General features: G+C 45.9%; 20 protein-coding genes. 7 read left to right on the top strand and 13 right to left on the bottom strand.

Features of this window, described 5'->3' with window-relative positions:
* Positions 1-45 precede the first annotated feature (45 nt).
* Positions 46-588: an HDIG domain-containing metalloprotein gene (locus ACESPU_RS15065; protein ID WP_005867908.1), complete on the bottom strand. Its 543-nt coding sequence runs from the start codon at positions 586-588 to the stop codon at positions 46-48.
* A 59-nt stretch (positions 589-647) separates the two neighbouring features.
* Positions 648-3062 (bottom strand): DPP IV N-terminal domain-containing protein, encoded by a 2415-nt coding sequence (locus ACESPU_RS15060; RefSeq protein WP_373133482.1) that lies wholly within the window; start codon positions 3060-3062, stop codon positions 648-650.
* A 95-nt stretch (positions 3063-3157) separates the two neighbouring features.
* Here ACESPU_RS15060 and ACESPU_RS15055 point away from each other — a divergent pair, with 95 nt between their 5' ends.
* Together ACESPU_RS15055 and ACESPU_RS15050 are read left to right on the top strand one after the other, a co-directional pair.
* Positions 3158-4351 (top strand): exo-beta-N-acetylmuramidase NamZ domain-containing protein, encoded by a 1194-nt coding sequence (locus ACESPU_RS15055; protein WP_087346638.1) that lies wholly within the window; start codon positions 3158-3160, stop codon positions 4349-4351.
* Between the two features lie 6 nt (positions 4352-4357).
* Positions 4358-6415 (top strand): TonB-dependent siderophore receptor, encoded by a 2058-nt coding sequence (locus ACESPU_RS15050; protein WP_121961468.1) that lies wholly within the window; start codon positions 4358-4360, stop codon positions 6413-6415.
* Positions 6416-6465: 50 nt separating this feature from the next.
* Here the strand turns inward: ACESPU_RS15050 and ACESPU_RS15045 are convergent, their stop codons facing one another.
* The 3 genes from ACESPU_RS15045 to ACESPU_RS15035 form a co-directional block, all read right to left on the bottom strand.
* Positions 6466-6915: an META domain-containing protein gene (locus ACESPU_RS15045; RefSeq protein ID WP_008772651.1), complete on the bottom strand. Its 450-nt coding sequence runs from the start codon at positions 6913-6915 to the stop codon at positions 6466-6468.
* Complete coding sequence (locus tag ACESPU_RS15040; protein WP_044545560.1) at positions 6915-7340, bottom strand: META domain-containing protein; 426 nt, start codon at positions 7338-7340, stop codon at positions 6915-6917. Before ACESPU_RS15040 ends, ACESPU_RS15045 begins: the two co-directional genes overlap by 1 nt.
* An 83-nt stretch (positions 7341-7423) precedes the next feature.
* Positions 7424-8794, bottom strand: a complete 1371-nt coding sequence (locus ACESPU_RS15035; protein WP_044545557.1) for an MATE family efflux transporter — start codon at positions 8792-8794, stop codon at positions 7424-7426.
* 144 nt (positions 8795-8938) lie between these two features.
* Between ACESPU_RS15035 and ACESPU_RS15030 the strand changes: the two genes are divergently transcribed.
* Together ACESPU_RS15030 and ACESPU_RS15025 are read left to right on the top strand one after the other, a co-directional pair.
* Positions 8939-10234 carry a M23 family metallopeptidase gene (locus tag ACESPU_RS15030; RefSeq protein ID WP_373133481.1) on the top strand — a complete coding sequence of 432 codons (1296 nt, stop codon included), beginning with the start codon at positions 8939-8941 and terminating at the stop codon, positions 10232-10234.
* Between the two features lie 7 nt (positions 10235-10241).
* A complete protein-coding gene (locus ACESPU_RS15025) occupies positions 10242-10610 on the top strand; it encodes a YccF domain-containing protein (protein WP_122382452.1) in 369 nt (122 codons plus the stop codon).
* Between the two features lie 311 nt (positions 10611-10921).
* Here ACESPU_RS15025 and murI read toward each other — a convergent pair whose 3' ends face one another.
* From murI to ribD, 8 genes are all read right to left on the bottom strand, one after another.
* On the bottom strand, positions 10922-11752 hold the full coding sequence (murI, locus tag ACESPU_RS15020; protein WP_087346629.1) for a glutamate racemase: 831 nt from the start codon (positions 11750-11752) through the stop codon (positions 10922-10924).
* A 90-nt stretch (positions 11753-11842) separates the two neighbouring features.
* The gene (locus tag ACESPU_RS15015) at positions 11843-12337 is read right to left on the bottom strand and encodes an OmpH family outer membrane protein (protein ID WP_005858972.1); all 495 of its coding nucleotides are present in this window, start codon (positions 12335-12337) and stop codon (positions 11843-11845) included.
* Between the two features lie 74 nt (positions 12338-12411).
* Positions 12412-12927 (bottom strand): OmpH family outer membrane protein, encoded by a 516-nt coding sequence (locus tag ACESPU_RS15010; protein WP_005858974.1) that lies wholly within the window; start codon positions 12925-12927, stop codon positions 12412-12414.
* 172 nt (positions 12928-13099) lie between these two features.
* Positions 13100-15790: an outer membrane protein assembly factor BamA gene (gene bamA / locus ACESPU_RS15005; protein WP_005867898.1), complete on the bottom strand. Its 2691-nt coding sequence runs from the start codon at positions 15788-15790 to the stop codon at positions 13100-13102.
* Positions 15791-15804: 14 nt separating this feature from the next.
* Entirely contained in the window at positions 15805-16548 is a 744-nt protein-coding gene (locus ACESPU_RS15000; RefSeq protein ID WP_005858978.1) for an isoprenyl transferase, read from the bottom strand.
* Between the two features lie 11 nt (positions 16549-16559).
* Positions 16560-17264 carry a DUF6089 family protein gene (locus ACESPU_RS14995; protein ID WP_008772658.1) on the bottom strand — a complete coding sequence of 235 codons (705 nt, stop codon included), beginning with the start codon at positions 17262-17264 and terminating at the stop codon, positions 16560-16562.
* 81 nt (positions 17265-17345) lie between these two features.
* Complete coding sequence (locus tag ACESPU_RS14990; RefSeq protein ID WP_034531826.1) at positions 17346-18722, bottom strand: DUF6242 domain-containing protein; 1377 nt, start codon at positions 18720-18722, stop codon at positions 17346-17348.
* Between the two features lie 119 nt (positions 18723-18841).
* A complete protein-coding gene (ribD, locus tag ACESPU_RS14985; RefSeq protein ID WP_286757647.1) occupies positions 18842-19921 on the bottom strand; it encodes a bifunctional diaminohydroxyphosphoribosylaminopyrimidine deaminase/5-amino-6-(5-phosphoribosylamino)uracil reductase RibD in 1080 nt (359 codons plus the stop codon).
* 56 nt (positions 19922-19977) lie between these two features.
* Here ribD and ACESPU_RS14980 point away from each other — a divergent pair, with 56 nt between their 5' ends.
* From ACESPU_RS14980 to ACESPU_RS14970, 3 genes are read left to right on the top strand one after another with little or no spacing between them, the layout of a single operon-like run.
* On the top strand, positions 19978-20934 hold the full coding sequence (locus ACESPU_RS14980; RefSeq protein ID WP_009016980.1) for a HemK/PrmC family methyltransferase: 957 nt from the start codon (positions 19978-19980) through the stop codon (positions 20932-20934).
* Entirely contained in the window at positions 20931-21431 is a 501-nt protein-coding gene (locus ACESPU_RS14975; RefSeq protein WP_009016979.1) for a regulatory protein RecX, read from the top strand. The genes ACESPU_RS14980 and ACESPU_RS14975 overlap by 4 nt, the downstream gene beginning before the upstream one ends.
* A complete protein-coding gene (locus ACESPU_RS14970) occupies positions 21412-22101 on the top strand; it encodes a ComF family protein (protein ID WP_009016978.1) in 690 nt (229 codons plus the stop codon). The genes ACESPU_RS14975 and ACESPU_RS14970 overlap by 20 nt, the downstream gene beginning before the upstream one ends.

Raw genomic sequence — 22101 nt, 5'->3', positions numbered from 1 at the left:
GTTACAGCGTGCAAATGTATAATAAATAAACGAGCCCTTATGCTTTTATTCCCCTAAAAAGAGTTTACACCAGTGTTCAAACTGCTCAACTGTCTCATTTCCATACTTGGATAAGCTCTGTTTTATCTTATCAGCCGGTTTCTCTTTCGTCAATTTAGTCTTGCTAAAGAATTTATCAGCGAAACAGATCAATTGTTCTTCCAATGACACGGGACGCATATCCCGATGTGGAACAGGCAGGTTCCGCTCCTCGATCATGGCAAGCGAAAGCCCCGTTCCCGTATGCCTCTCGCAAACTAAGGCGTGGCGAGGATACCCCTCTTTCCGCATTAAATCGGCTCCCAGATAGCCATGACAGATATAATCGGCCTCCCCATGGCAATCGATATCTGGAGCGTTACACAAAAAGATCCCTATGTCATGCAACATCGCCGCTTCCTCAATAAAAGTCAGATCCAGATTCATCTCCGGATGCAAACGGGCCAATGCTAATGCCTTATCCGCCACGCTGCGGCTATGAGTCACCAAAATCCGGTAGGCATCCGAACTTTCCGGATAATATTTCTTTATTATATCAAGAGGTTTCATCCTATTTATTTTTTTGCGAGACAAAAATAAACAATCTCTCTCACATATACTACTTCTCATCACTGATACCCCTGAAACCAATTGCCCAGTTTCAAATCTTTTATATCCGCACCTGTTTCCCGTTCGCCTCTCAAATACTCAGAGAAGTAATCGACCATCCGCCAATAATAATATTCATTATAGTCATCAAAATGATGGCGTTTTCCCGGTACGATCAATATATCAAAGCGTTTGCCTGCCTTGATCAACTCGTCCACGACAACAATGGTATTCGCCGGATGCACATTATTATCGATATCGCCATGGATCAATAACAGATGGCCTTTCAAGTTCCTCGCCAATTCCTGATTGGTCGGGATGCGAATATCGAACGAGATATTTCCCATATCATCCGTGATCTCCTTTACCCCATGATGTTTCTCTCCCCACCACCGGTTATAAATGTTATTGTCATGATTGCCGGCACAAGATACCGCCACCTTAAAGAAATCCGGATAAAGCAGCATAGCCGCTGTAGACATGAAACCGCCACCGGAGTGTCCGTGTATGCCGACCCGGTTGATATCCATGAATTTATATCGAGCGCACAACTGCTCGATAGCTACTTTATGATCCGCCATCGGATAATCACGCAAATTTCCATATCCATAATTATGATACCACTTGGAGCGACTGGGATGCCCTCCCCTGTGTCCCATGCAAACCACGACAAATCCGGCTTGCGCCAAACGATCCGTACGAGGATTCATCGGGATGTAGCGAAAGAAAGTTCCCTCCTGTTGCGGTCCGGGGTATACATAGTTAATGACCGGATATACTTTCGTGGAATCAAAATCAAAAGGCTTATACATGATACCATACAAATCGGTCACCCCGTCGGCCGCCTTTACCGAAAAAGGCTCAGGGAATTTATAACCTGCCATGAGTAATTGAGAGAAGTCACTCTCCTCCAAGGTCATCAACCGGTTACCTTGGTTATCATACAATGCCGTAGCCGGGATCGTATTGACACGGGAATAGTTATCCACGATATATCGCATGGATTTATCCATAGAGACCAGGTGGAAATAATCGCCCGGAGTAATCAACTTTAAGCCCGAACCATCCAGATTCACCCGGTACAAATGCTCGTAATAAGGAGTCGTATCTCCCTTTTCCCGGGCATTCGCCTTGAAGTAAACGACACGATTCTTACTGTCCACGTCTACGATGGCGTCCACATGCCAAGGTCCTTTGGTGATACGGTTTTTCAAATTTCCTTGCGCATCATATAGATACAGATGCGCCCAACCATCCCGTTCGCTCCAATGGATCAATTCCTTACCATTATCGGTCATCGCTAGCGGGCGGGTTTCCATAGAGGTATTTAGACGTTCCTCAATGATCGCTTTTACCGAATCCTCCCCGATCGTATACGAACAGATATCCACCCGTTTCATATCCCGGCTGACACGGGTCAAATAGAAGGTCTGGTTATCTCCCAACCAGATCGAGTTCCGAGTGAGTCCCATACGCTCCTTATCCGGCTTGGAGGCTAGATTGATTGTTTGATCTTTAAAACAATCCACCCGGATTTCTTTCCGCTTCCCGGTATTTTCCAAATCAAAGAGATATAAATGAACGATTGGAGAACCCGCCTCTCCCGGCATCTGATATTTATAGGTCTCAAGTGTAGGACGAGGTTTGGCGATCGAGTTAATCACCCATAAATCTTGTACCGCACGTTGATCCGACAAAGTCGCAGCGAAATAACGACCATCGGGAGACCAGTTCCCCATTACATATTTCCGCTTATGGTCACATAAAGTATCGGTATTCAAGAAGGTCCGGGGCATACCAAAGCCAAAATCTTTTTCGCCATCCGTAGTCAAGGCGATCTCGGATATCGTCTTATCCTCCGGATTCTTCACGGCCTTCTCATAATCCTCATAACTCATGACATACAGGTTCAAATCTTTCGCGAAGACGACCCGCTTTTTATCCGGCGATATATTCGCCCAACGGATTTTAGCAGGAATCTCGTTTTTCGTAATCCGAGTCAACCGGGAGGACGGATAATCATACGAGAAAAAATAGTTCCCGTTCGTACCCTTTATCGAGAAAGTAAACGTGCGATCATCTTCCTTTAAGCGTAAATCTTCGATAGGAAGTTGTTGTCCGGTAAAAGGCTCTCTCACGATCTCGCTTATCTGTGCCGCCAACTCATCCCGATCGAATAATAATCGTTTATTTCTCGAATCGGGGTCCACCAGATACCAGTTTGTCCCCTCACTCGTCTTATACTCGTACCAGAATTTGTCACTATTATTAAAATAATTGGGGGTAAGGGTATAAGAGAAAAGTAACTGTTCCGCATTCGACGGGGCGAAACGGCGTGCTTGCGTATATTCCGGCAGGACATCTTGCGCATAGGTGAAAGACGCCCACGACAAACTCAAGAAGGCTACCGCATAAAAAAGTGTTTTTACATTCATATTCTAGTATTGTCTGTTATTCGCCTCAAAAGTATAAACTTTCTGTGAAAAACATTTCGTACTTTTGCGGTTAGTATACAGTTATTATATATGTAATGAAACAGATCTTTATATTTCTAGTCATACTTTTTAGCCTGACGCCAACGGTCTATTCACAAAACGCCCCGTTAAAGCTAGGTGCCGAGCGGATGGATGTCGTCACTCGTTTACTGAAGGGCAAGCGGGTAGGATTAGTGGTCAACCAGACTTCCATTTTGGAAAAGCGGCAGATTCATTTATTAGATGCGCTAGTAGCGGAAGGCGTAGACGTTAAGAAGGTGTTCGCTCCGGAACATGGATTCCGGGGAACCGGTGATGCCGGAGAGGAGATAAAAGACAGCCGAGACTTGAAAACAGGCATCCCCATCATCTCTATTTATGGGAAAAACAAGAAACCGTCCGCCGAGCAACTGGGCGACCTCGACGTGATTGTTTTCGATATACAAGATGTAGGTGCCCGTTTCTATACCTATATCAGCACGATGCATTACGTGATGGAAGCCTGCGCCGAAAACAACAAAGAGTTTATCGTGTTGGACCGCCCGAACCCGAATGACTTCGTAGACGGGCCGATCCGCCAGAAAGGATTCGAGTCTTTCGTCGGTGTCGATCCGCTCCCGATCTTGCACGGCTTGACCGTAGGAGAATTGGCATGGATGATCAATAAGGAAGGCTGGCTGAAAAGTACGCCCGATACCTGTCGGTTAAAGATCGTAAAGATGGAGAATTGGAAACACGGAGATCCCTATTGGTTGCCGGTCAAGCCCTCTCCGAACCTCCCGAATGACCAGTCTATCCGCCTGTATCCGTCGCTTTGCTTTTTTGAGGCTACGAACGTTAGCGTGGGAAGAGGAACCTATTATCCGTTTCAAGTACTAGGTTTCCCGGATCCTAAATACGGGAATTTCACTTTTACCCCGACCTCCTTGCCCGGATTCGATACCAATCCCTTGCAAAAAGATAAAGTATGTTACGGCATCGATCTGCGGGAATATCCGTTCGAAGGAGGATTAACCTTGCGATTCTTCCTCGACTTCTACAATAAAGCGGGAAAGGATCAAGCCTTTTTCTTCTCCCGTCCGAACTGGTTCGATTTATTGGCAGGCACGAAGCAGCTCCGCTACCAGATCGTAAGGGGCTTATCCGAGAAAGAGATCCGGGAAAGTTGGAAACCCGAGCTGGATCAATACAAGGCCATGCGTAAAAAGTATTTACTTTATCCGGACTATCCTACTCAAAATAAAAAATAAGAACGAATGAATTATTGGGAATCGCATACCCAAGTCGCCGTACGTTTCCGCCGATTCGACCGGAAACGTTACGCTGCGTTCCGGAGTATGCACAAAGTCATTAACATTGGAGTCGTAACAGCAAGCACGCTACTATTCGCCCTGCCCGACACGGCGCAAGCCCAAAAGGTAATCGAGCCTAACCGGACCGGCGAGGAAGCTTCCGTAGAGCTGGAAGAGGTAGAAGTTAGCGCCTCCCGTGCGCCTATCGCACGGAATCAAGCGACCAAGATCGTGACAGTCATTCCCGCCCGTGAGATCGCGGCGGCACCTGTCACCAGTATCCAAGATCTTTTAGAATATGCCGCGGGAATAGACGTCCGGCAACGAGGAGAAGGAGGCACCCAAGCCGATATCTCCATCCGGGGAGGGACGTTCGACCAAATAGCGGTTCTCTTAAACGGGGTCAACCTCTCCAACCCACAAACTGGCCATTATAGTTTTGACCTCCCGGTGAATCTCTCGGACATAGAGCGTATCGAGGTGGTATCCGGCCCTTCTTCCCGTATATTCGGGGCCAGCGCTTTCGCCGGAGCGATCAATATCATCACGAAAACAGGAAAAGAGAACAGGATCTCGACCGACAATTACGCTGGAATGCATAAGCTCTGGAAACTGGAAGCTGCCATCAATCACGCGACCACTCATTTCGGACAGCGCCTTTCCGCAGGGTATGCCTCGTCCGGAGGGTATATAGACAATACGGACTTCAAACAATTAAATCTTTTTTGGCAATCGGAACTTAAAAGCGAGGAGGCCGATTTCCAATTCCAAGCCGGATACAACGACAAAGGTTATGGAGCGAATAGCTTCTACTCCGCTTCCTACCCCAACCAATACGACAAGACTCGCCGCTTTTTCCTCTCCGCCGGAGGAGAAACACATGGCAAAATCAAGTTCACCCCCAAGGTATACTGGACCCGACATTTCGACCGGTACGAGTTGTTCCGTAGCGATCCCGCCGATTGGTATACCGGGCATAATTACCATGAGACGGAAGTATTCGGAGCCAACCTCAACGCCACGACACAGTGGAAACTAGGAAGAACCAGTATGGGCGTGGAATTCCGAAACGAGGGAGTAAGGAGTAACGTATTAGGCAAGCCGATGAAGGAACCGCAGGATGTTCCTTTCGAGAAAGAAGGGCAATATCTAAAAAGCGATAACCGAAGTAACATCAGCTACTTTCTTGAGCATAACGTATTATTACGCCGCTTCACGTTGTCAGTCGGGGTCTTGGCAAACTATAATTCGGCCTTAAACGAAGGGATTCATTTCTATCCGGGAATAGATGCCAGTTACCGTATCGGGGACAATTTCCGTCTGTATGGGAGCTGGAACCGGGCATTGCGTATGCCGACTTTCACCGATCTTTATTATGAGGGTAAGACGAATAAAGGAAATCCGGACCTAAAACCGGAGGAAAGCGAGGCATTCGAGGTCGGACTGAAATACAACACTTACTTCCTCCGGGCTCATATAGCCGGTTTTTACCGAAAAGGCAAGAACATGATCGATTGGGTGAAAGAGAAACCGGAAGATATCTGGGAAAGCCGAAATCTGACAAAAGTCGATAACCTTGGTTTCGAGACTAACCTGAGTTTATTACCGAGGGAACTGGGCAACAAACGGTTCTTTATCCGGAAAATAGAACTGGGATATGCGTTTATCCATCAAGACAAGGATAGTGAGGGGTATATATCGAATTATGCGTTAGATTATCTGAAGCACAAGTTCACGGCTCAATTAAGCCATTCTATTTGGAAAGGTTTTTCGGCCACTTGGTATGTCCGTTGGCAAGACCGGGCAGGTAGTTATACTAAATACGAGAATCTTAAGCCGGCTTATGAGGAACCTTACGCTCCTTATTGCTTAGTAGATATGAAAGTAAATTGGGAATATCAGCGGTTAAATCTATATGCGGAGTTAAATAATCTGCTCAATTCCACTTATTATGATCTGGGAAATATCCCCCAACCGGGTATTTGGTTTAAGGCAGGACTCCGTTATAGTTTCAAATATTAATACCCAGTTGTAGAGACGGGGCACGCCCCCGTCTCTACAACTGGGTGATTTTATTTTTGCTTTTTGATCACCAACAACTTATCATTATTGGTCCCGAACAAAGCGATTTCCGTAACAGGAGCCGCCTCACCCTGTGCCTCAAAGCGCACCACCTTATTAAGCGCTTCCAGCAACTCACGCTCGCCGCTCATATCCGGGCAAGCCATTCGGGTAGTCGCTACCTGTGGGAACTTAATGATATTTCTATAAGCATCATTATATTCGATCTTCCCCATCAACCGATTGCAACCGGCATTTCCCGAAAGCCCTTGACGAGCCACGTCGAACACCAAAACCTGATGAGTCTCCTCGGGATTCAACGTCTTACCGTTCATCTCCACGACACCCCATTCACCATCCAGATCCGAGAAAGAAGCTACCACCGCCTTCTTGGATTTACAGCCGGCGAACAAACCGACGCCTACCAAAAGCAGGCAAATATAAAAAAGACCTTTTCTCATTAATTTCTCTCCAATACTAATAATACATTACCATCTTGGTCTACCAACAACATCTCATTCTCATCTTTTCCAGCCTTCACGGAACGAACCTGATCCATCGATTGAAGCACGCTCGTCTCCAAATCCATATTCGGACACGCCATCATAGTCGTAGCGCCCGGAGCGATCGTAATAGAAGATACATCTTCCGGATCTAACGTGATCGTCGTATTGAATAAATTACAGCCTGTATTTCCATGTAATTTCTTCTCAGCCATATTGAAGTCCATCTGTGGCAGGCCTTCTTCCAAGACTTTCTCACCTTTCACTTCTACCACATTCCATTTACCTTCCAACTTCTTCACATCTGTCTTGATGTCTGAACAAGAAAACATCATCCCAACGAAAGCGGGAAGCAAAAACGCATAAAACAATACCTTTTTCATCTTCATCATAATCTTTTATAAAATATCTATTGTAATTAGTAAGACGCAAATAGAAGGTGAAATGTTCCCAAGAGCACCCTGTTTTAGCTTATATTAACAGGATTCTTGATTAACATCCTCTTTTTCCACTTCTGCGTTCGCCATCGCAAACAGAGTACCGCTCCCCTGGAACACTCGTCCAAAGCAAAAGCGAACCACATCCCCGCTAAGCCTAATCCGAACACGATACCGAACATATACCCGCAGAACACGGCAAAGAACCACATACAGAATAACTCGATAATTACCGGGACCACGACGTCGCCTACCGAACGCAAGCAGAATAAGAACAGCAGTACCGTGGCCCGCCCTTGCTCCAAGAGTACATCTACCAGCAAGGCTCCCATCGCGATCGTTATGATTGCTTGATTCTCAGTAAATATCCCCAATAAAGGACGTCCCAGCAGATAAACCCCGGTACTAGCGACTAACGTAATCAGCAACGACCTCCTCCAAGCATACCAACTCAATAAATAAGCGGCTTGCTTCTTCCTCGCGCCCACCAAATTGCCGGTACAAATAGAAGTAGCTTGCGCGATCGACAAAGAAAAGATATAGCCGATTATCACGATATTCATCACATAAACACGAGCTGTCAAGTACTCATTACCCAGCATATTGATAAAGTAGACAATCGTCACCTGCGAGGCATCATACGAGATTTGTTCCGCTGCCGAAGGTAAACCGATCTTCAACACATCTTTCAACTTCTGAAACGGGAACGGACGGAAATAAGCCAAAGGGATACGAGGCACCAACCGCTTGAACAGCATGATAAACAAAAGTGTCATCGCCACTCCCCGGCAAACAGAGGTAGAGATAGCCGCTCCTTGTACACCGAGGGCAGGGAAACCAAAATGGCCAAATATCAACGCATAATTTCCAAACACATTCAATACATTGATCAGCAAGGTCACCTGCATCGCGTAATTCGGCTTGTTCGCCGCACGGAGCACCGCCGATATCGTGAAACTAACCGCTTGGAAGAAGCCGAACCCTCCGACAATGTGCATATAAGTCTCAGCGTCCGGCATCAGATCCGGACGGATATCCATCAGGACCAACATCTCCCTACCGAACAAGAAAAGCATCAAGCTGATCAAGCAACCTACGCCGGCGTTAAACAACAAGGAGGTTCCTAACACCTGAATAAAACTCTTATTATCTTTCGCCCCGAAATAGAGGGCGCACATGACGGAAGTTCCGGTCGTGGTAATATTGAACAGCAGAAATACCATGTTCAGCAATTGATTAACCACACCTACCGCTGCCACCGCATTATCGGAATGATGGCTCAACATAAGCGTATCCACCACGCCTAAAGTCAACATCAGCAAGGTTTCCAGAAAGATAGGCCCTGTTAATTTAAATAATTTACCTCTCAGCCCTCTCGGGGCACGGAATAGTCTATACATGTCCATTGATCTGCTTTCTACCTAAACACCTTTTTACGAGTCCGCGAAGGTACAAAGCTTTACGCTAAATAGGTTTCGCTATTTCTATTATTTTCCGTAAGTTTGTATCCGGTTGAATAATTTTTGATGAACAAACGAAGACAAATGGACAAGAAACTACCTATATGTATCGTATTAGTCATGTTGATGAGTTGTTTCTCCTGCAAACAGCCCCAACAGCCCACGGAAGACGCAGACATGGATACGCAGTGGGTGGATAGCTCACAACATCTGTATCAATACGGCATCTGTATCGATTCCTTGGACGTAAAAGAGTATTTGATGAAAAACGGGGATAATCCCGCCTCCATCTTCTCCGGGCTGGGCTTCACGGCCTTGAAAGCAGACAGTATCAGCAGGGCATCCACCCATGTCCTCGATCCGACGAAACTGCGAGCCGGCATGCATTATTACACATTTTCCACGGTAGATTCCTTGGAGACGATCCGATATATCGCCTTCGCCAAGTCGCTGACCGATTATGCCGTAATCGACTTGACCGGAGATACGATCAACGCCTATGAATTTAATAAGCCGATCACCCTCAAGAAAAAATATACGGAAGGAGTATTAAACTCTTCCCTATGGAACGTGATCAAGGCCAACGGAGGTGATCCGTATCTGGCGATCAAGATATCGGACGTGTACGCTTGGCAAATCGATTTCTTCGATATCAAGGATGGAGACTCCTTCAAGGTTCTATACAATGAGGCTTACATCGACGATACCACCGCCTTGAGCATCGCCTCTATCGAGGGGGCGATCTTTACGCATCAAGGCAAGGATTTCGTGGCGATTCCTTTCACCCAAGACAGTATCTTCGAATACTTCGATGAGGAAGGGAACAGCCTTCGCAAGGCGTTCCTGAAAGCACCGCTGGACTTTTTCCGGATCACATCCCGTTTTACGAACGCCCGTTTCCACCCGATCCTCAAACGATACCGGGCGCATCATGGGGTTGATTACGCGGCACCGGCCGGTACACCGGTACGCAGCATCGGAGCTGGTACGGTTATCGCCAAGGGATATCAAAACGGCGGGGGCAATTTCTTGAAAGTGAAACATAACTCCGTATACACCACGACTTATATGCACTTAAGCCGCTTCGCCAAAGGAATCCAAGTAGGCAGCCATGTGCAACAAGGCCAAGAGATCGCTTATGTAGGCTCCACCGGACTCTCTACCGGGCCGCACCTAGACTTCCGTGTCCACAAAAACGGGCAACCTATCGATCCGCTAAAAATGGAAGCTCCCCCTTCTGAACCGGTGAAACCGGCCTATAGGGATAGTTTCGCTTTCGTTAAGCGGCAAATCTTGGCGGAAATAGATAGTTTTCATGTAGCCACAGTTAGTAAAGCATCTGTTATATATGAGAAAGATAGTATCAACCATTTAAAATAACTAGCGTATGAAATTCTTTGGGAATATAATATGGTTACTCTTCGGAGGGATTATAACAAGTGTAGAATATCTGATATCCAGCCTAATACTAATGATAACGATCATTGGTATACCTTTTGGCCTCCAGACCTTAAAATTAGCGATACTGGCTTTATGGCCTTTTGGCAGCCGTGTCGTAGACGAGGGGAATTCCGGAGGATGCTTGTCACTTATCATGAACATTATCTGGATATTCGTCGGAGGCTTTTGGATTTGCCTTACGCATCTAGGATTCGGCCTTTTGCTATGTATCACGATCATCGGCATCCCTTTCGGCATGCAACATTTTAAGATGGCAGCTTTAGCCTTGGCTCCTTTTGGAAAGAGCATCCAATAAGAAAGCATCTAACTTTTCCGTAGAAGGCAGACGTCCGGCAAGAATTTAAGATAGGATAAGGTATTATACCTATTTCTTTCTATACCTATACGTTCTCGCTCCTTGTTTTATTTTCTAATTCACGTCATGGTCTGTACAGACCACAACGTGAACTATACAAACCACGCCGTGAACTCTACAGACCACGGCGTGATCTGTAGAATTATACTAGATATTCAAATGAATTCATCCGATATCTTTCAAGTATTCATAAGGAAGGAGGGAAGTATAAATAGCGTTCATATACATCTCCCTCATAGGGCCTAGGGACGTTATAGCTCGATCTGGGAAACCGAAACCGGAGTATTCATGAAGATAGAGGCCGCCTCAGAAAACTTCTCTGCCGACTCCGTGGTAAGAAAACGGCAACTTCCTCCCTTCGTGAGTTTACGATCCATTTCCGGGTGACGCCCTAAATAATCTCGCAAACTCTCCGCTACATGCTCGCCTTGCGAGAATAGAGTGATGCCGGAAGGAAGAAAAGCACGGATCTTATCCATCAAAAGGGGATAGTGAGTACATCCCAAGATAAGCGTATCGATTTGCGGATCTACGGATAATAGATGGTCGATATGCTTTTTCACGAAATAATCCGCTCCCGGGGAATTAAACTCATTATTCTCCACCAAAGGGACCCACATGGGGCAAGCCTCGCCTGTCACTTGGATATGTGGGTACATCCTGCCGATCTCTATCGTATAAGAATTGGACGTAATCGTACCGCTCGTACCTACGATACCGATATGTTTGGTACGGCTGATCGTATCCACTAACTCAACTGTAGGACGGATGACTCCCAATACCCGACGATCGGGGTCCCATGTAGGCAAGTCTTTTTGTTGGATCGTACGAAGCGCTTTCGCAGATGCCGTATTACAAGCCAAGATCACCAATTGGCAACCCGACTCAAACAGACGCGATACCGCCTGACGGGTAAATTGATAAACGACCTCGAACGAACGGGTTCCATAAGGAGAACGTGCGTTATCGCCCAGATAAACGTAATCATAACCGGGCATCAACTGATGAATCTTATCGAAAATCGTAAGTCCGCCATAACCTGAATCAAAAAGACCGATCGGACCGGGAGTTTGTGGAAACATATCAGAAACCTTCTTTTATAAAGTACAAAGGGTGCAATCCTTTCGGAAAACACCCCCTCTCTTATTCTATAGAATAAATTTTCTCGCTAATTACAAACCGAGTTTCGTACGAACAAACGGAGTTGCGTCTACCGCGTTAGTACCCGTATAAAGCAAAGCTGCCGGATCGATGATATACGTATATCCCTTCTCCTCGCCTACCTTCTGGATAGCCTCGTGCAACTTCTGTTGGATCGGTTGCAACAATTCTTGTTGTTTCTTTTGTACGTCTTGCTGAGCTACCTGAACGAAGTTATCCATACGTTCTTGGATATCTTGAATCTCTTGCATTCTTCTCAACTTGATATTTTCTGTTAATGAATCTTGCTGCGCTACGAAGTCTGAATATTTCTTTTGGTATTCATCTTGCATTTGCTTCAATTCAACTCTATATTTCTCATTCAAGTCTGCCATTTGTTTTTCCATACCAGATACCTCCGGCATAGCCATAAACACCTCTTGAGTTTTTACAAACGCAATTTTAACTTCCTGAGCGATAGCTCCCAACGGGAGAATCATCAACAATAAAACAATAAGTTTCTTCATTTTTACTATATAATTACTTTGTTATTAATCAAGCTTTCACACTTTTCATGCATAAAGCGCACAAATGTAAGCATTTATTTTGAATATCCTAACTTAATCAGCACTTCATTACTGATATCGATCTTCGGAGAAGCGAAAATAATGCTCATAGCTGAAGCTCGATCCCAAACAATTTGATATCCCTTGTCTTCCGAGATTTCTTTCACCGCATTATACACCTCGTCTTGAATCGGTTTCATCAAACTCTCGCGTTTCTTATATAACTCACCCTCAGGACCGAAATATTTACGTTTCAGATCTTGCGCCTCTTGCTCTTTCTTCACGATCTCTTCCTCACGTTTCGTTTTCATCTCGGCGGAGAGGAATACCAGATCGCTCTGATAATTCTTATACATATTCTGAGCTTCTTGCTGAATCGCTTCCACCTCATTTTGCCATTTCTTGGAAACTTGGCTCAACTGCTCATTGGTCATTTCGTAAGCCGGAATATTCTTCAATATATATTCCATGTCGATTAAAGCGAACTTCTGTGCCATGCCGGCAAAAGAACAAAGCAACATCAGACAGCTCAATGTGATAATCTTTTTCATACTCTCTTTATTTATAGTTCTACTTTATGACTGCAAATATAACAGAGGGTTTACTTACAGCCTACCAATATTCGTTAAAAGTATTTATTTAAATGTAGAGACGGGGCGTGCCCCGTCTCCACATACGGAACACGCCCCGTCTCTACATACGAAGCTATACCCGATCTATATTTTAGAATTCCTGTCCGATGATAAAGTGCAGGTTACTACCGCTACGTTTACCATTAGATCCATAATTCGGCTCGTCGAAACCATAAGCCCAGTCGAGTCCCATCAAACCGATCATCGGCAAGAATATACGGACACCGACACCGGCGGAGCGTTTCAAGTTAAACGGATTAAAATTCTTCAAATCAGTCCAAGCGTTACCAGCCTCCACAAATACCAATCCGTAGATCGTAGAGGAAGGCTCCAGCAAGAACGGATATCTCAACTCCATAGCCAAACGAGAATAAGCGTATCCATAAGAGTTGTAACCACCATTACCGGCGATACTACCATTCTCATAACCTCTCAAACCGATCGTTTCCTGAGCATAGGTACTGGAGTAACCACTCATACCGTCACCACCCATATAGAAGGTCTCGAACGGAGACTTCTTATTTTTATTATAAGTACCTAAGAAGCCATACTCAACACGGGTCATCAATACCGGCGTACGTTTCACGGTCAACGGAGCCAACGGAGAGAAGATCTTCGCTTTGAACTTCCATTTATGATACTCGATGAATTTATACTTATCCGGGTCTGAGCTTGACATCGACGCATAATCCTTACCATCGAATAAAGAGTAAGGAGGCGTAGCAGCTACAGACAACATGAATTGTGAACCCTTACGAGTATACAACGGGTTATCGATAGAATTACGTTGCAACATCAACTCCAAGTTGATATTATGGCAATTTCCGTTATTAACCAAGAAATAGTCCCAATCATGCATCATATACAGCTGATAGTTCAACGTCGCCATGAACTGGAAGTAGTCGTCCGGCCAATTCAAGCGTTTACCATAACCAGCCGCTAAACCGAACATCATGATAGACTTATCCGGGTCGTAAGCATACTCATAACTATTATTGTAACCATAGTTGCCGTAATAGTTGCTACCATAGCCATAACCGCCCCCATAATAACCGGGATAACCATAGCCATAGCCCGGATAGCCATAACCATAACCGGAATTGGTCAAGTAATTGCTACTGATATCGGTTTGCTTTGAGAAATAAGCGCTGACAGACAATGTATTCGGTCGTTTACCGCCGAACCAAGGATCCATGAAGGAGATGCTGTAAGCCTGATAATAACGCCCATTCGTCTGGCCGCTCAAAGTCAATGTCTGTCCCTCACCTTGCGGGATGATGCCCTTATAGGTTTTCGGGTTCAAGAAGTTCTTCATAGAGAAGTTCGTAAACTTCAAACTTAACTTACCGATCACACCCGTCTGTCCCCAACCTGCGGAGAACTCGATCTGGTCATTCGCCTTGGAAACCAAGTTATACTCAATATCCACGGTTCCATTCTCAGGATCAGGCAGCGGCACCGGATTCATGTTTTCTGGGTCAAAGTGTCCCATCTGGGCCAACTCACGAACGGAACGCATCAAGTCATCACGGCTGAACAACATACCCGGCTTGGTACGCAACTCACGGCGAACGATATCCTCATACAAACGGTCATTACCATTAATGATAATACGGTTGATCGTCGCCTGCGGACCCTCTTGGATACGGATCTCTAACGAGATAGAGTCATTCGCTACATCCACCTCTACCGGATCGGCGTTGAAGAACAAATAACCGTTATTAAAATAGACATTCGAAACGGCATCATCATCCGTACTCAAACGTTCGTTCAATTTCTTTTGATTATACACCTCGCCCGGTTTCATACCCAACACGGCCATCAAATAGTCCGTAGAATATTGCGTATTACCCACGAAGCGAATATCTTTCAAATAGTATTTCTCACCTTCATCCACTTTCAAGAAGATATCTACCTTCTTCTCGTTAAAGTTCGCCACGCTATCGGACAATAATACGGCGTCGCGATAACCATGCTCGTTATATTTAGCGATTATATTTTTCTTATCGTTCTCATATTCCTCAGTCGTGAACTTCTTCGTGCTGAACATCTCCATGATACTGGTTTTCCAGTCGTTCGGCAAGCTGAACTTCTCGTTCGTCTTCTTCATCGCCTTCTTCAACTCCCGGGCAGTCAGTTTTTCGTTACCCTCAAAATAGATACGATGGATCTTGGTCTTTTCATTCTTATCGATATTGATATCCACGATCACCTCGCCTTCATTTGCGGGATCGTCCTTTTGCTCGATCTCGACATCCACGTTCTTAAAGCCTTTGCCATCGAAGAACTTCTGGATCACGATCTTGGCACGGTCCATGACGTTCGGTGTCACCTGAAAACCTTTCTTCAAACCCAGCTTCGCCTCCAAGTCCTCACGCTCGCCTTTCTTGATCCCGTGGTAATTGACTTGCGAGATACGCGGACGCTGCTTCAGCTGGATCTCCAGCCAAATCTGGTCGCCCTCGATCTTCGTTGCCAAAATCTTCACATCCGAAAACAAGCCATGTTTCCAAAAACGCTTCACTGCTGTAGTGATCTCCTCTCCCGGTACGGTAATCTCATCGCCTACCGACAAGCCCGAGAAGCCGATCAACACAAAATCATCATAATTCTTGATACCCGTAATCTTTATATCCGCAATCTTGTATTTCTTCGGAGCTAACGAGTACGAAATGACCGGCACTTCTGCCGGCGCCTCAACTTGGGTAGTGTCTATTTCTTGGGCAAACGCACCGCAAGCGAAACCCAAGCAAATAAAAAACAGCACTATTCTTTTGTACATATAACAGCTATTGTTTATAAGATTAATTGCTCACTTGTCTTACCGAAACGACGCTCACGTTGCTGGTAATACAATATAGCCTCATACAACTCTTCTTCTCTGAAATCCGGCCAAAACACATCCGTAAAGAAGAATTCAGCATATGACAACTGCCATAGCAAGAAGTTACTGATGCGTTTCTCTCCTCCGGTCCGTATCAAAAGATCGGGATCGGGGATATTTTTGGTCGTCAAGTGGTCCGAGACCATAGCCTCGGTTATATCATTGGGGTTTATTTTCTGTTCCAAGACCTCTTGGGCGAGTTGCCTAGCCGCTCTGGTGATCTCCCACCGGGAAGAATAACTAAGCGCCAGAACAAGTGTGGTTCCCGTATTCGCCGAAGTCGTATCGATACATTCTTGCAATGTATTATAAGCATCCTCACGCAAACGGGAAAGATCGCCTATGGCGGTAAGGCGAACGTTTTTCTTCATCATGTCCGGAGTCTCCCGGTGAATGGCAGAGACCAGCAAGCTCATCAGCGCTTGGACCTCTTCTTCCGGACGATTCCAGTTCTCGGTAGAGAAAGTGTACAACGTCAGATATTTCAATCCGAGTTGAGTGACCGCATCCATAATCTTACGGACCGAAACAACGCCTTCCTGATGCCCGAAGCTACGGTCTTTCCCCTTCGCCTTGGCCCAACGTCCGTTCCCGTCCATAATAATTGCCACGTGCCGTGGCAAGCGATTCTTGTCTATTTTCTCAATCAACGACATTTTTTATCTTACTAATATTCACTTATATTTTTCGCATTGTTACAAGTACGACACCTCGGGCCGAAATCCCATGTAACAGACAACAACAAGAAAGAGTACCAATCTTTATTCTTAAGAGCGCTACCCTTAACACCATACGGATCGTCCAACATGTCCTTTCCCTCTAGGCCATCGCCAAATAACTTACGAAACGAGAACTCGCACCCTAAATTAAGGCGGTTCTTGATCTTATATTTCATGCCCACGCCTAAAGGAATATTCGGGCTGGCGAAAGTCTTCCCACCACCCGGAGCCACCGTCAGCCCAATGCCCACCAAGACATAAGGAGAGAAACGCTTCGCCCCCGCATAGTCGAACTTATCGCTATACGGGAAAAAATTGAACTCCGCCTGTCCCCCCAACTCCATGATACTACGGTTGAAAGAGGTTTGGGCATTATTCGGAAAAACGTTCTCCATACCTTCGGTCTTACCGGAAACCTGTCCCCACATCAAGTTGGCTTTCAAGGCCCAACGAAAGTTGATGTTATACCGGAACACGGCTCCCACCGCCGGATTCATTCCTTTAAATATCGTATTCTTGTTGGCGTCACCCATATAAAAGGCACCACCAGCCATACCACCGATCTCGTACTTATATTCCTGCGCCCAAAGCGTAGGGACCGTACCCGCTAATAGGATGATTATGAGAAGCCGCTGAAAAAAAGTTGAAGTCATAAGCCTTGCTGTTATATATACCACACTTCTTTTTCTAACGCTAAAAGCCTCATAAAATTATACATCTCCTATCGAACTTTTCTATTCCTTCGGGATCAAACGATTGATACGGCCTCTCCAAAGTTGGTTCAAGTCATTGGAACCAGTGCTGGTTTTTCCTCCGAAAATGTTCACGAAATTCTCTTTATCCACAATAATTGAGGAAAAGCCTCTCGCCGCATAGTCGGTCGGTAACACCACCATCGAGTCGATCAACGACCAAGAAATACCATAATCTATCGATTGATACATATCTTTCAATGCCTTGTTCGAAGCGTCGATACCTCCGATCAAGAAAAACTTATCGTCATAATTCGTGATCATCGCTCCCTCACGCTTCGTGAAGTTTGCGTCACCAGAAGCCATCAACGCCCAAGAGATACCATCCATGGTCGCCCAAGTCGTATTAACCACTTGGTTGTCCACGGTACGTCCGCTGGCGGTCATCAAGTACTCATGATACATTGCGGCATATTGGAGATTGCTAAATCCGGTAACAGGGAATCCGCTAGGCACCGCATCTCCGGCGATCCACTCCATGGATTCGTTCATCGCATAGAACGCTAGCTTTCCTTCCTGATCCACGATCGTAGCTAAGGCGGAAGGCTGTTTCGTGCCCTGCTTCACGCTACCCAAAACGTATTTCACGGAAGGGGCGTTCTCTACAGCCCTCCAAGTCAAGCCATCCTCGGATCTATATAAAGTGCCATTTGTAGCCGGCACATATAAAGCATTGTTATACTCGGTAATCTGGGAGATCAAAAGCCCATCGGAAGGCAGACCGGTCAAGGATAATGACTGCCAGCCCTTAGGCGCGCTTACCGGAGCGTAATATAATTGGTAAGGTTTACCGGACTCGGCGGGTTTCACATACATAAAGTAATTCTCCGATCCATTATAATCGTAGGTTACCACCTTCTGATCCTTCACGGTAATGCCAATCATAGGATTCGCGTACATACTCCAAACCATAGAGTCCGGAACCACTTGATGGATATTCACCTGCGCCATATAGACTTTTGTCGTGACTTGGTCATACGCATGAACCACGAACTTTACCGGAGCGGAGAAATTAATGGAGTCTGATAAATTGTTTAAGTAATAAGTAGAGTCCGGATAAGCATACGGGCTTACCTCTATACCGCTAAGCGCATAGCTACTGGCTGCCGTAATCGTACAAACAACTTTCTCGATCTTCGTGCCAAAAGGCAGAGAGTCAATGTTAAAAATCCGCCCCGTCAGTTGGTCGATCGTAAACTTCACGGTATCCAACCCCGAGATAGAATCACTACTTAGCTTAAAAGAGGATATTTGGCAGTTCTTAACCAATTCTATATCAGTGACATCTTCTGATTTCAAACAAGAAGACAACACTAATGCAAAACAACCTGTTATAAATAGTACTAATTTATTTTTCATCAAAAACATAAGTTTGTCGCATATAAAGGCACAAAAGTAGAAACATTTTTTGCTTTCACCCTAATACCTGCTAATATTTATAATATTTTAGTTGATTATATGAGCCTTAAAATTCATAGTTATGATTTTTCGAACTCATCGTTATGATTTAAAATTTCATAGTTATGATTTTTAATGCTCATAACAGAACGTCCGGAGATGCCGCTAACAGCCTCCTTTCCAAGCATCGGCGCATGCACCCCTTGATACAGGCGAACCGGAGCTGTTTCCACCCTCGCCTCGTCCCATACATCCGCTTCCACGAAAGAATTAATCAACTGGGCCCCACCTTCCACCAATAAGGAATCCAACTTCCGGACAGCAAGATGATCTAGCACTTGCCGGATCACCGGACCCTCGAAATCTATCCGGATATACTCCACGTTCTCTCGGTTTTCTACGTCCTTCTCCGTAAATATTAATGTACGTGAGGAACCATTCAGCAACCGATAAGAATCGGGAATAACGAGCCGGCGATCCAATACGACCCTAACCGGAGAATTACCGGACCAATGGCGCACGTTCAATGAAGGATTATCCAATAAAGCGGTCCGTGTACCGACCATGATAGCCGCCACCTCCGAGCGAAGTTTATGCACCAAGCGGGAAGTCTCCGGAGAAGACAAAACCGTGACCGGCTCCGACACGTCCATACGCAAACGATCGATAAACCCATCCTCGCTCTGCGCCCATTTCAAGATAATATAAGGACGGCCTTTCATTTGTAGCGTCATAAACGCCTTGTTCAACGCACGGGCTTCTTCCTCCATCACGCCTGTGACCACCTCGACACCGGCCTCACGCAACATCCGCACGCCTCGCCCCGACACCTCGGGAAAAGGATCCAAGCAACCGACCACCACCCGTGGAATCCCTTTCCGGATAATCAACTCGGCGCAAGGAGGCGTCTTCCCATAATGAGAGCAAGGCTCCAGACTCACATAAATCGTACTGTCTTTCAACAAAGACTCGTCTTTCACGGAAGCGATAGCATTCACCTCGGCATGCGCCTCCCCACATTTCCTGTGAAATCCCTCACCGATAATACGGCCCTTATGCACAACCACCGCACCAACCATCGGATTCGGACTGACATTTCCCCTCCCTCCTTTGGCCAACTCGATGCAACGAGCCATGTATTTCTCTTCAACCTCTACCATAATCTTTGCATATAAACGGTTTTTACACTACTTTCGCGATAAAACAAGAGTAAGATATGACTGAGACCATCGCCTACATCCGAAATTCCCTCAAAGATATTTATCCTCCCGGCGAAGCCCAAGCGCTCGTCCGGCTCATCATGGAACGTGTTTGCGGTCTTTCTACCCATCAACTCCTGTTAGGCAAAGGTAAAGAATTATCTGATACGGAGAAATTTAAAATCAAGGAGATTGTAGAAGGACTGCGTTTATACAAGCCCATACAATACTTATTAGGCATAGCGGATTTTTACGGGATGGAGTTTAAGGTGACGCCGGACGTATTGATTCCCCGCCCGGAAACCGCCGAGTTGGTCGAGCGGATCATCACGGACTACCAAGGCCAAGCCCCTCGTATATTAGATATTGGTACGGGAAGCGGCTGTATCGCTATTTCCTTGGCGAAACATCTTCCGAAGGCAGAGGTAGCGGCGGTGGATATATCACCCGAAGCGCTCGCCATGGCCGAGGAGAACGCCCGTATGAATCAAGTTTCCGTATCCTTCCATGAATTGGATATCCTTTCCGAAGGTTATTCCAGTTTCATGCAAGAGAAACAAAATTTTCACGTACGTGAAACTAGATTTTCATGTACGAGAAACAAAATTTTCACGTACGTGAAACTAAAATCCCATACGGAGGAAACCGAAGCGTCTCTTATAGGAAACTTAAACTGCATCGTCAGTAATCCCCCTTATATAATGTATAGAGAGAAAGCGACCATGGAAGCGAACGTTCTGGAGAACGAGCCTCATCTAGCCTTGTTCGTTCCCGACGACGATCCGCTTCTCTTCTACCGGGCCATCGCCCGCTTCGGACAAAGGCATTTGGTGGAAGGCGGGCATCTTTACTTCGAGATCAATGCCCTTTGCGGAAAAGAGACCGTAGCGATGCTACGTCAAGAGAATTACACCGAAGTCGAATTAATACAAGATCTATACGGGAAAGACCGTATCGTAAAAGCGAAAATATGAAAGAGATAACCGAACCCGAGATGTTGCACCGGGCAGCCGCCTATTGCTCCGCCGCCGAACGCTGCATACAAGACGTACAGAAAAAGATCGATGCCGCCGGACTTCCCCCCGACGCCTCCGAGCGTATCATCGCCCGCTTGCTGAAAGAGCGGTTTATCGACGAATCCCGTTACACCCGTTTCTTCGTGAACGATAAGCTACGATTCAATAAATGGGGACGGGTAAAAATAGGCTACGAGCTTTATAAGAAAAACATCCCCTCCCCGATCCGGGAAGAATCGCTCGCCGCCATCGACGAGGGAGAATACCGCTCCATCTTACTCGATTTACTAAAAAGCAAAAAGAAATCGACCAAAGGAAAAGACGAGCGGGACCTATTCAACAAGTTACTCCGTTTCGCCGCCGGACGAGGTTTCGAAAGCCGGATCACGTTGGATTGCCTAAGTCAATTATTCAAAGAAATAGACTGCGAGGATTATGCCGACGACATGGAATAATCTGCTCAACCTGTTTTTCCCAAACTTATGTAAAATATGTAAACGACCACTCGTCGAGGGAGAAGAACAAATTTGCCTGAAATGCCTATGTGATCTGCCGCACACGGGATATCATCAACAGGTGAACAACCCCGTCGAGCAACTTTTTATCGGAAAGGACCGGATCGAATACGCCACCGCTTATCTACGATACGAGAAAGGTGGAAAAGTACAATGCCTGATCCACTCGCTCAAATACCATGATAATAAAGAGCTGGGCTATCTACTCGGACGGCAGATAGCGAGAGAGCTCCAAGCGGATCACAGCCCGATATGTACCGTAGACCTCCTTATCCCCGTTCCCCTGCATCCCCGCAAAAAACGGCAAAGAGGTTACAACCAGTCCGAATGGATCGCCTCCGGCATCCGTTCCATATGGGATATCCCCATCGATACGCAAAGTCTGGCCCGCACCACCCACACAAGCACCCAAACTCGTAAGGCCATTTACGACCGTTGGTTAAATGTATGTTCTATTTTTAATGTCATTCATCCGGAAAGCTTAAAAAACAAACATATCCTGCTCATAGACGACGTGATCACAACCGGAGCCACGATTTCCGCTTGCGCAAAGGCTTTATCAGGGATTCCGGGCATACGCATCAGCATTTTAGCCCTATCTGTCGCATAA

It is taken from the genome of Parabacteroides sp. 20_3 (genome assembly GCF_964238835.1).
In the GTDB taxonomy this organism is placed as follows: Bacteria; Bacteroidota; Bacteroidia; order Bacteroidales; family Tannerellaceae; genus Parabacteroides; species Parabacteroides distasonis.
Note: the sequence above shows the minus strand (reverse complement) of the source record. Positions and strands in the feature narration are given on the sequence as shown.

Bases quoted from the DNA above. Each gene is read 5' to 3' on its own strand.
- ACESPU_RS15065 (WP_005867908.1), bottom strand. From the start codon at position 588: ATGAAACCTCTTGATATAATAAAGAAATATTATCCGGAAAGTTCGGAT.
- ACESPU_RS15060 (WP_373133482.1), bottom strand. From the start codon at position 3,062: ATGAATGTAAAAACACTTTTTTATGCGGTAGCCTTCTTGAGTTTGTCG.
- ACESPU_RS15055 (WP_087346638.1), top strand. From the start codon at position 3,158: ATGAAACAGATCTTTATATTTCTAGTCATACTTTTTAGCCTGACGCCA.
- ACESPU_RS15050 (WP_121961468.1), top strand. From the start codon at position 4,358: ATGAATTATTGGGAATCGCATACCCAAGTCGCCGTACGTTTCCGCCGA.
- ACESPU_RS15045 (WP_008772651.1), bottom strand. From the start codon at position 6,915: ATGAGAAAAGGTCTTTTTTATATTTGCCTGCTTTTGGTAGGCGTCGGT.
- ACESPU_RS15040 (WP_044545560.1), bottom strand. From the start codon at position 7,340: ATGAAAAAGGTATTGTTTTATGCGTTTTTGCTTCCCGCTTTCGTTGGG.
- ACESPU_RS15035 (WP_044545557.1), bottom strand. From the start codon at position 8,794: ATGTATAGACTATTCCGTGCCCCGAGAGGGCTGAGAGGTAAATTATTT.
- ACESPU_RS15030 (WP_373133481.1), top strand. From the start codon at position 8,939: ATGGACAAGAAACTACCTATATGTATCGTATTAGTCATGTTGATGAGT.
- ACESPU_RS15025 (WP_122382452.1), top strand. From the start codon at position 10,242: ATGAAATTCTTTGGGAATATAATATGGTTACTCTTCGGAGGGATTATA.
- murI (WP_087346629.1), bottom strand. From the start codon at position 11,752: ATGTTTCCACAAACTCCCGGTCCGATCGGTCTTTTTGATTCAGGTTAT.
- ACESPU_RS15015 (WP_005858972.1), bottom strand. From the start codon at position 12,337: ATGAAGAAACTTATTGTTTTATTGTTGATGATTCTCCCGTTGGGAGCT.
- ACESPU_RS15010 (WP_005858974.1), bottom strand. From the start codon at position 12,927: ATGAAAAAGATTATCACATTGAGCTGTCTGATGTTGCTTTGTTCTTTT.
- bamA (WP_005867898.1), bottom strand. From the start codon at position 15,790: ATGTACAAAAGAATAGTGCTGTTTTTTATTTGCTTGGGTTTCGCTTGC.
- ACESPU_RS15000 (WP_005858978.1), bottom strand. From the start codon at position 16,548: ATGTCGTTGATTGAGAAAATAGACAAGAATCGCTTGCCACGGCACGTG.
- ACESPU_RS14995 (WP_008772658.1), bottom strand. From the start codon at position 17,264: ATGACTTCAACTTTTTTTCAGCGGCTTCTCATAATCATCCTATTAGCG.
- ACESPU_RS14990 (WP_034531826.1), bottom strand. From the start codon at position 18,722: ATGAAAAATAAATTAGTACTATTTATAACAGGTTGTTTTGCATTAGTG.
- ribD (WP_286757647.1), bottom strand. From the start codon at position 19,921: ATGGTAGAGGTTGAAGAGAAATACATGGCTCGTTGCATCGAGTTGGCC.
- ACESPU_RS14980 (WP_009016980.1), top strand. From the start codon at position 19,978: ATGACTGAGACCATCGCCTACATCCGAAATTCCCTCAAAGATATTTAT.
- ACESPU_RS14975 (WP_009016979.1), top strand. From the start codon at position 20,931: ATGAAAGAGATAACCGAACCCGAGATGTTGCACCGGGCAGCCGCCTAT.
- ACESPU_RS14970 (WP_009016978.1), top strand. From the start codon at position 21,412: ATGCCGACGACATGGAATAATCTGCTCAACCTGTTTTTCCCAAACTTA.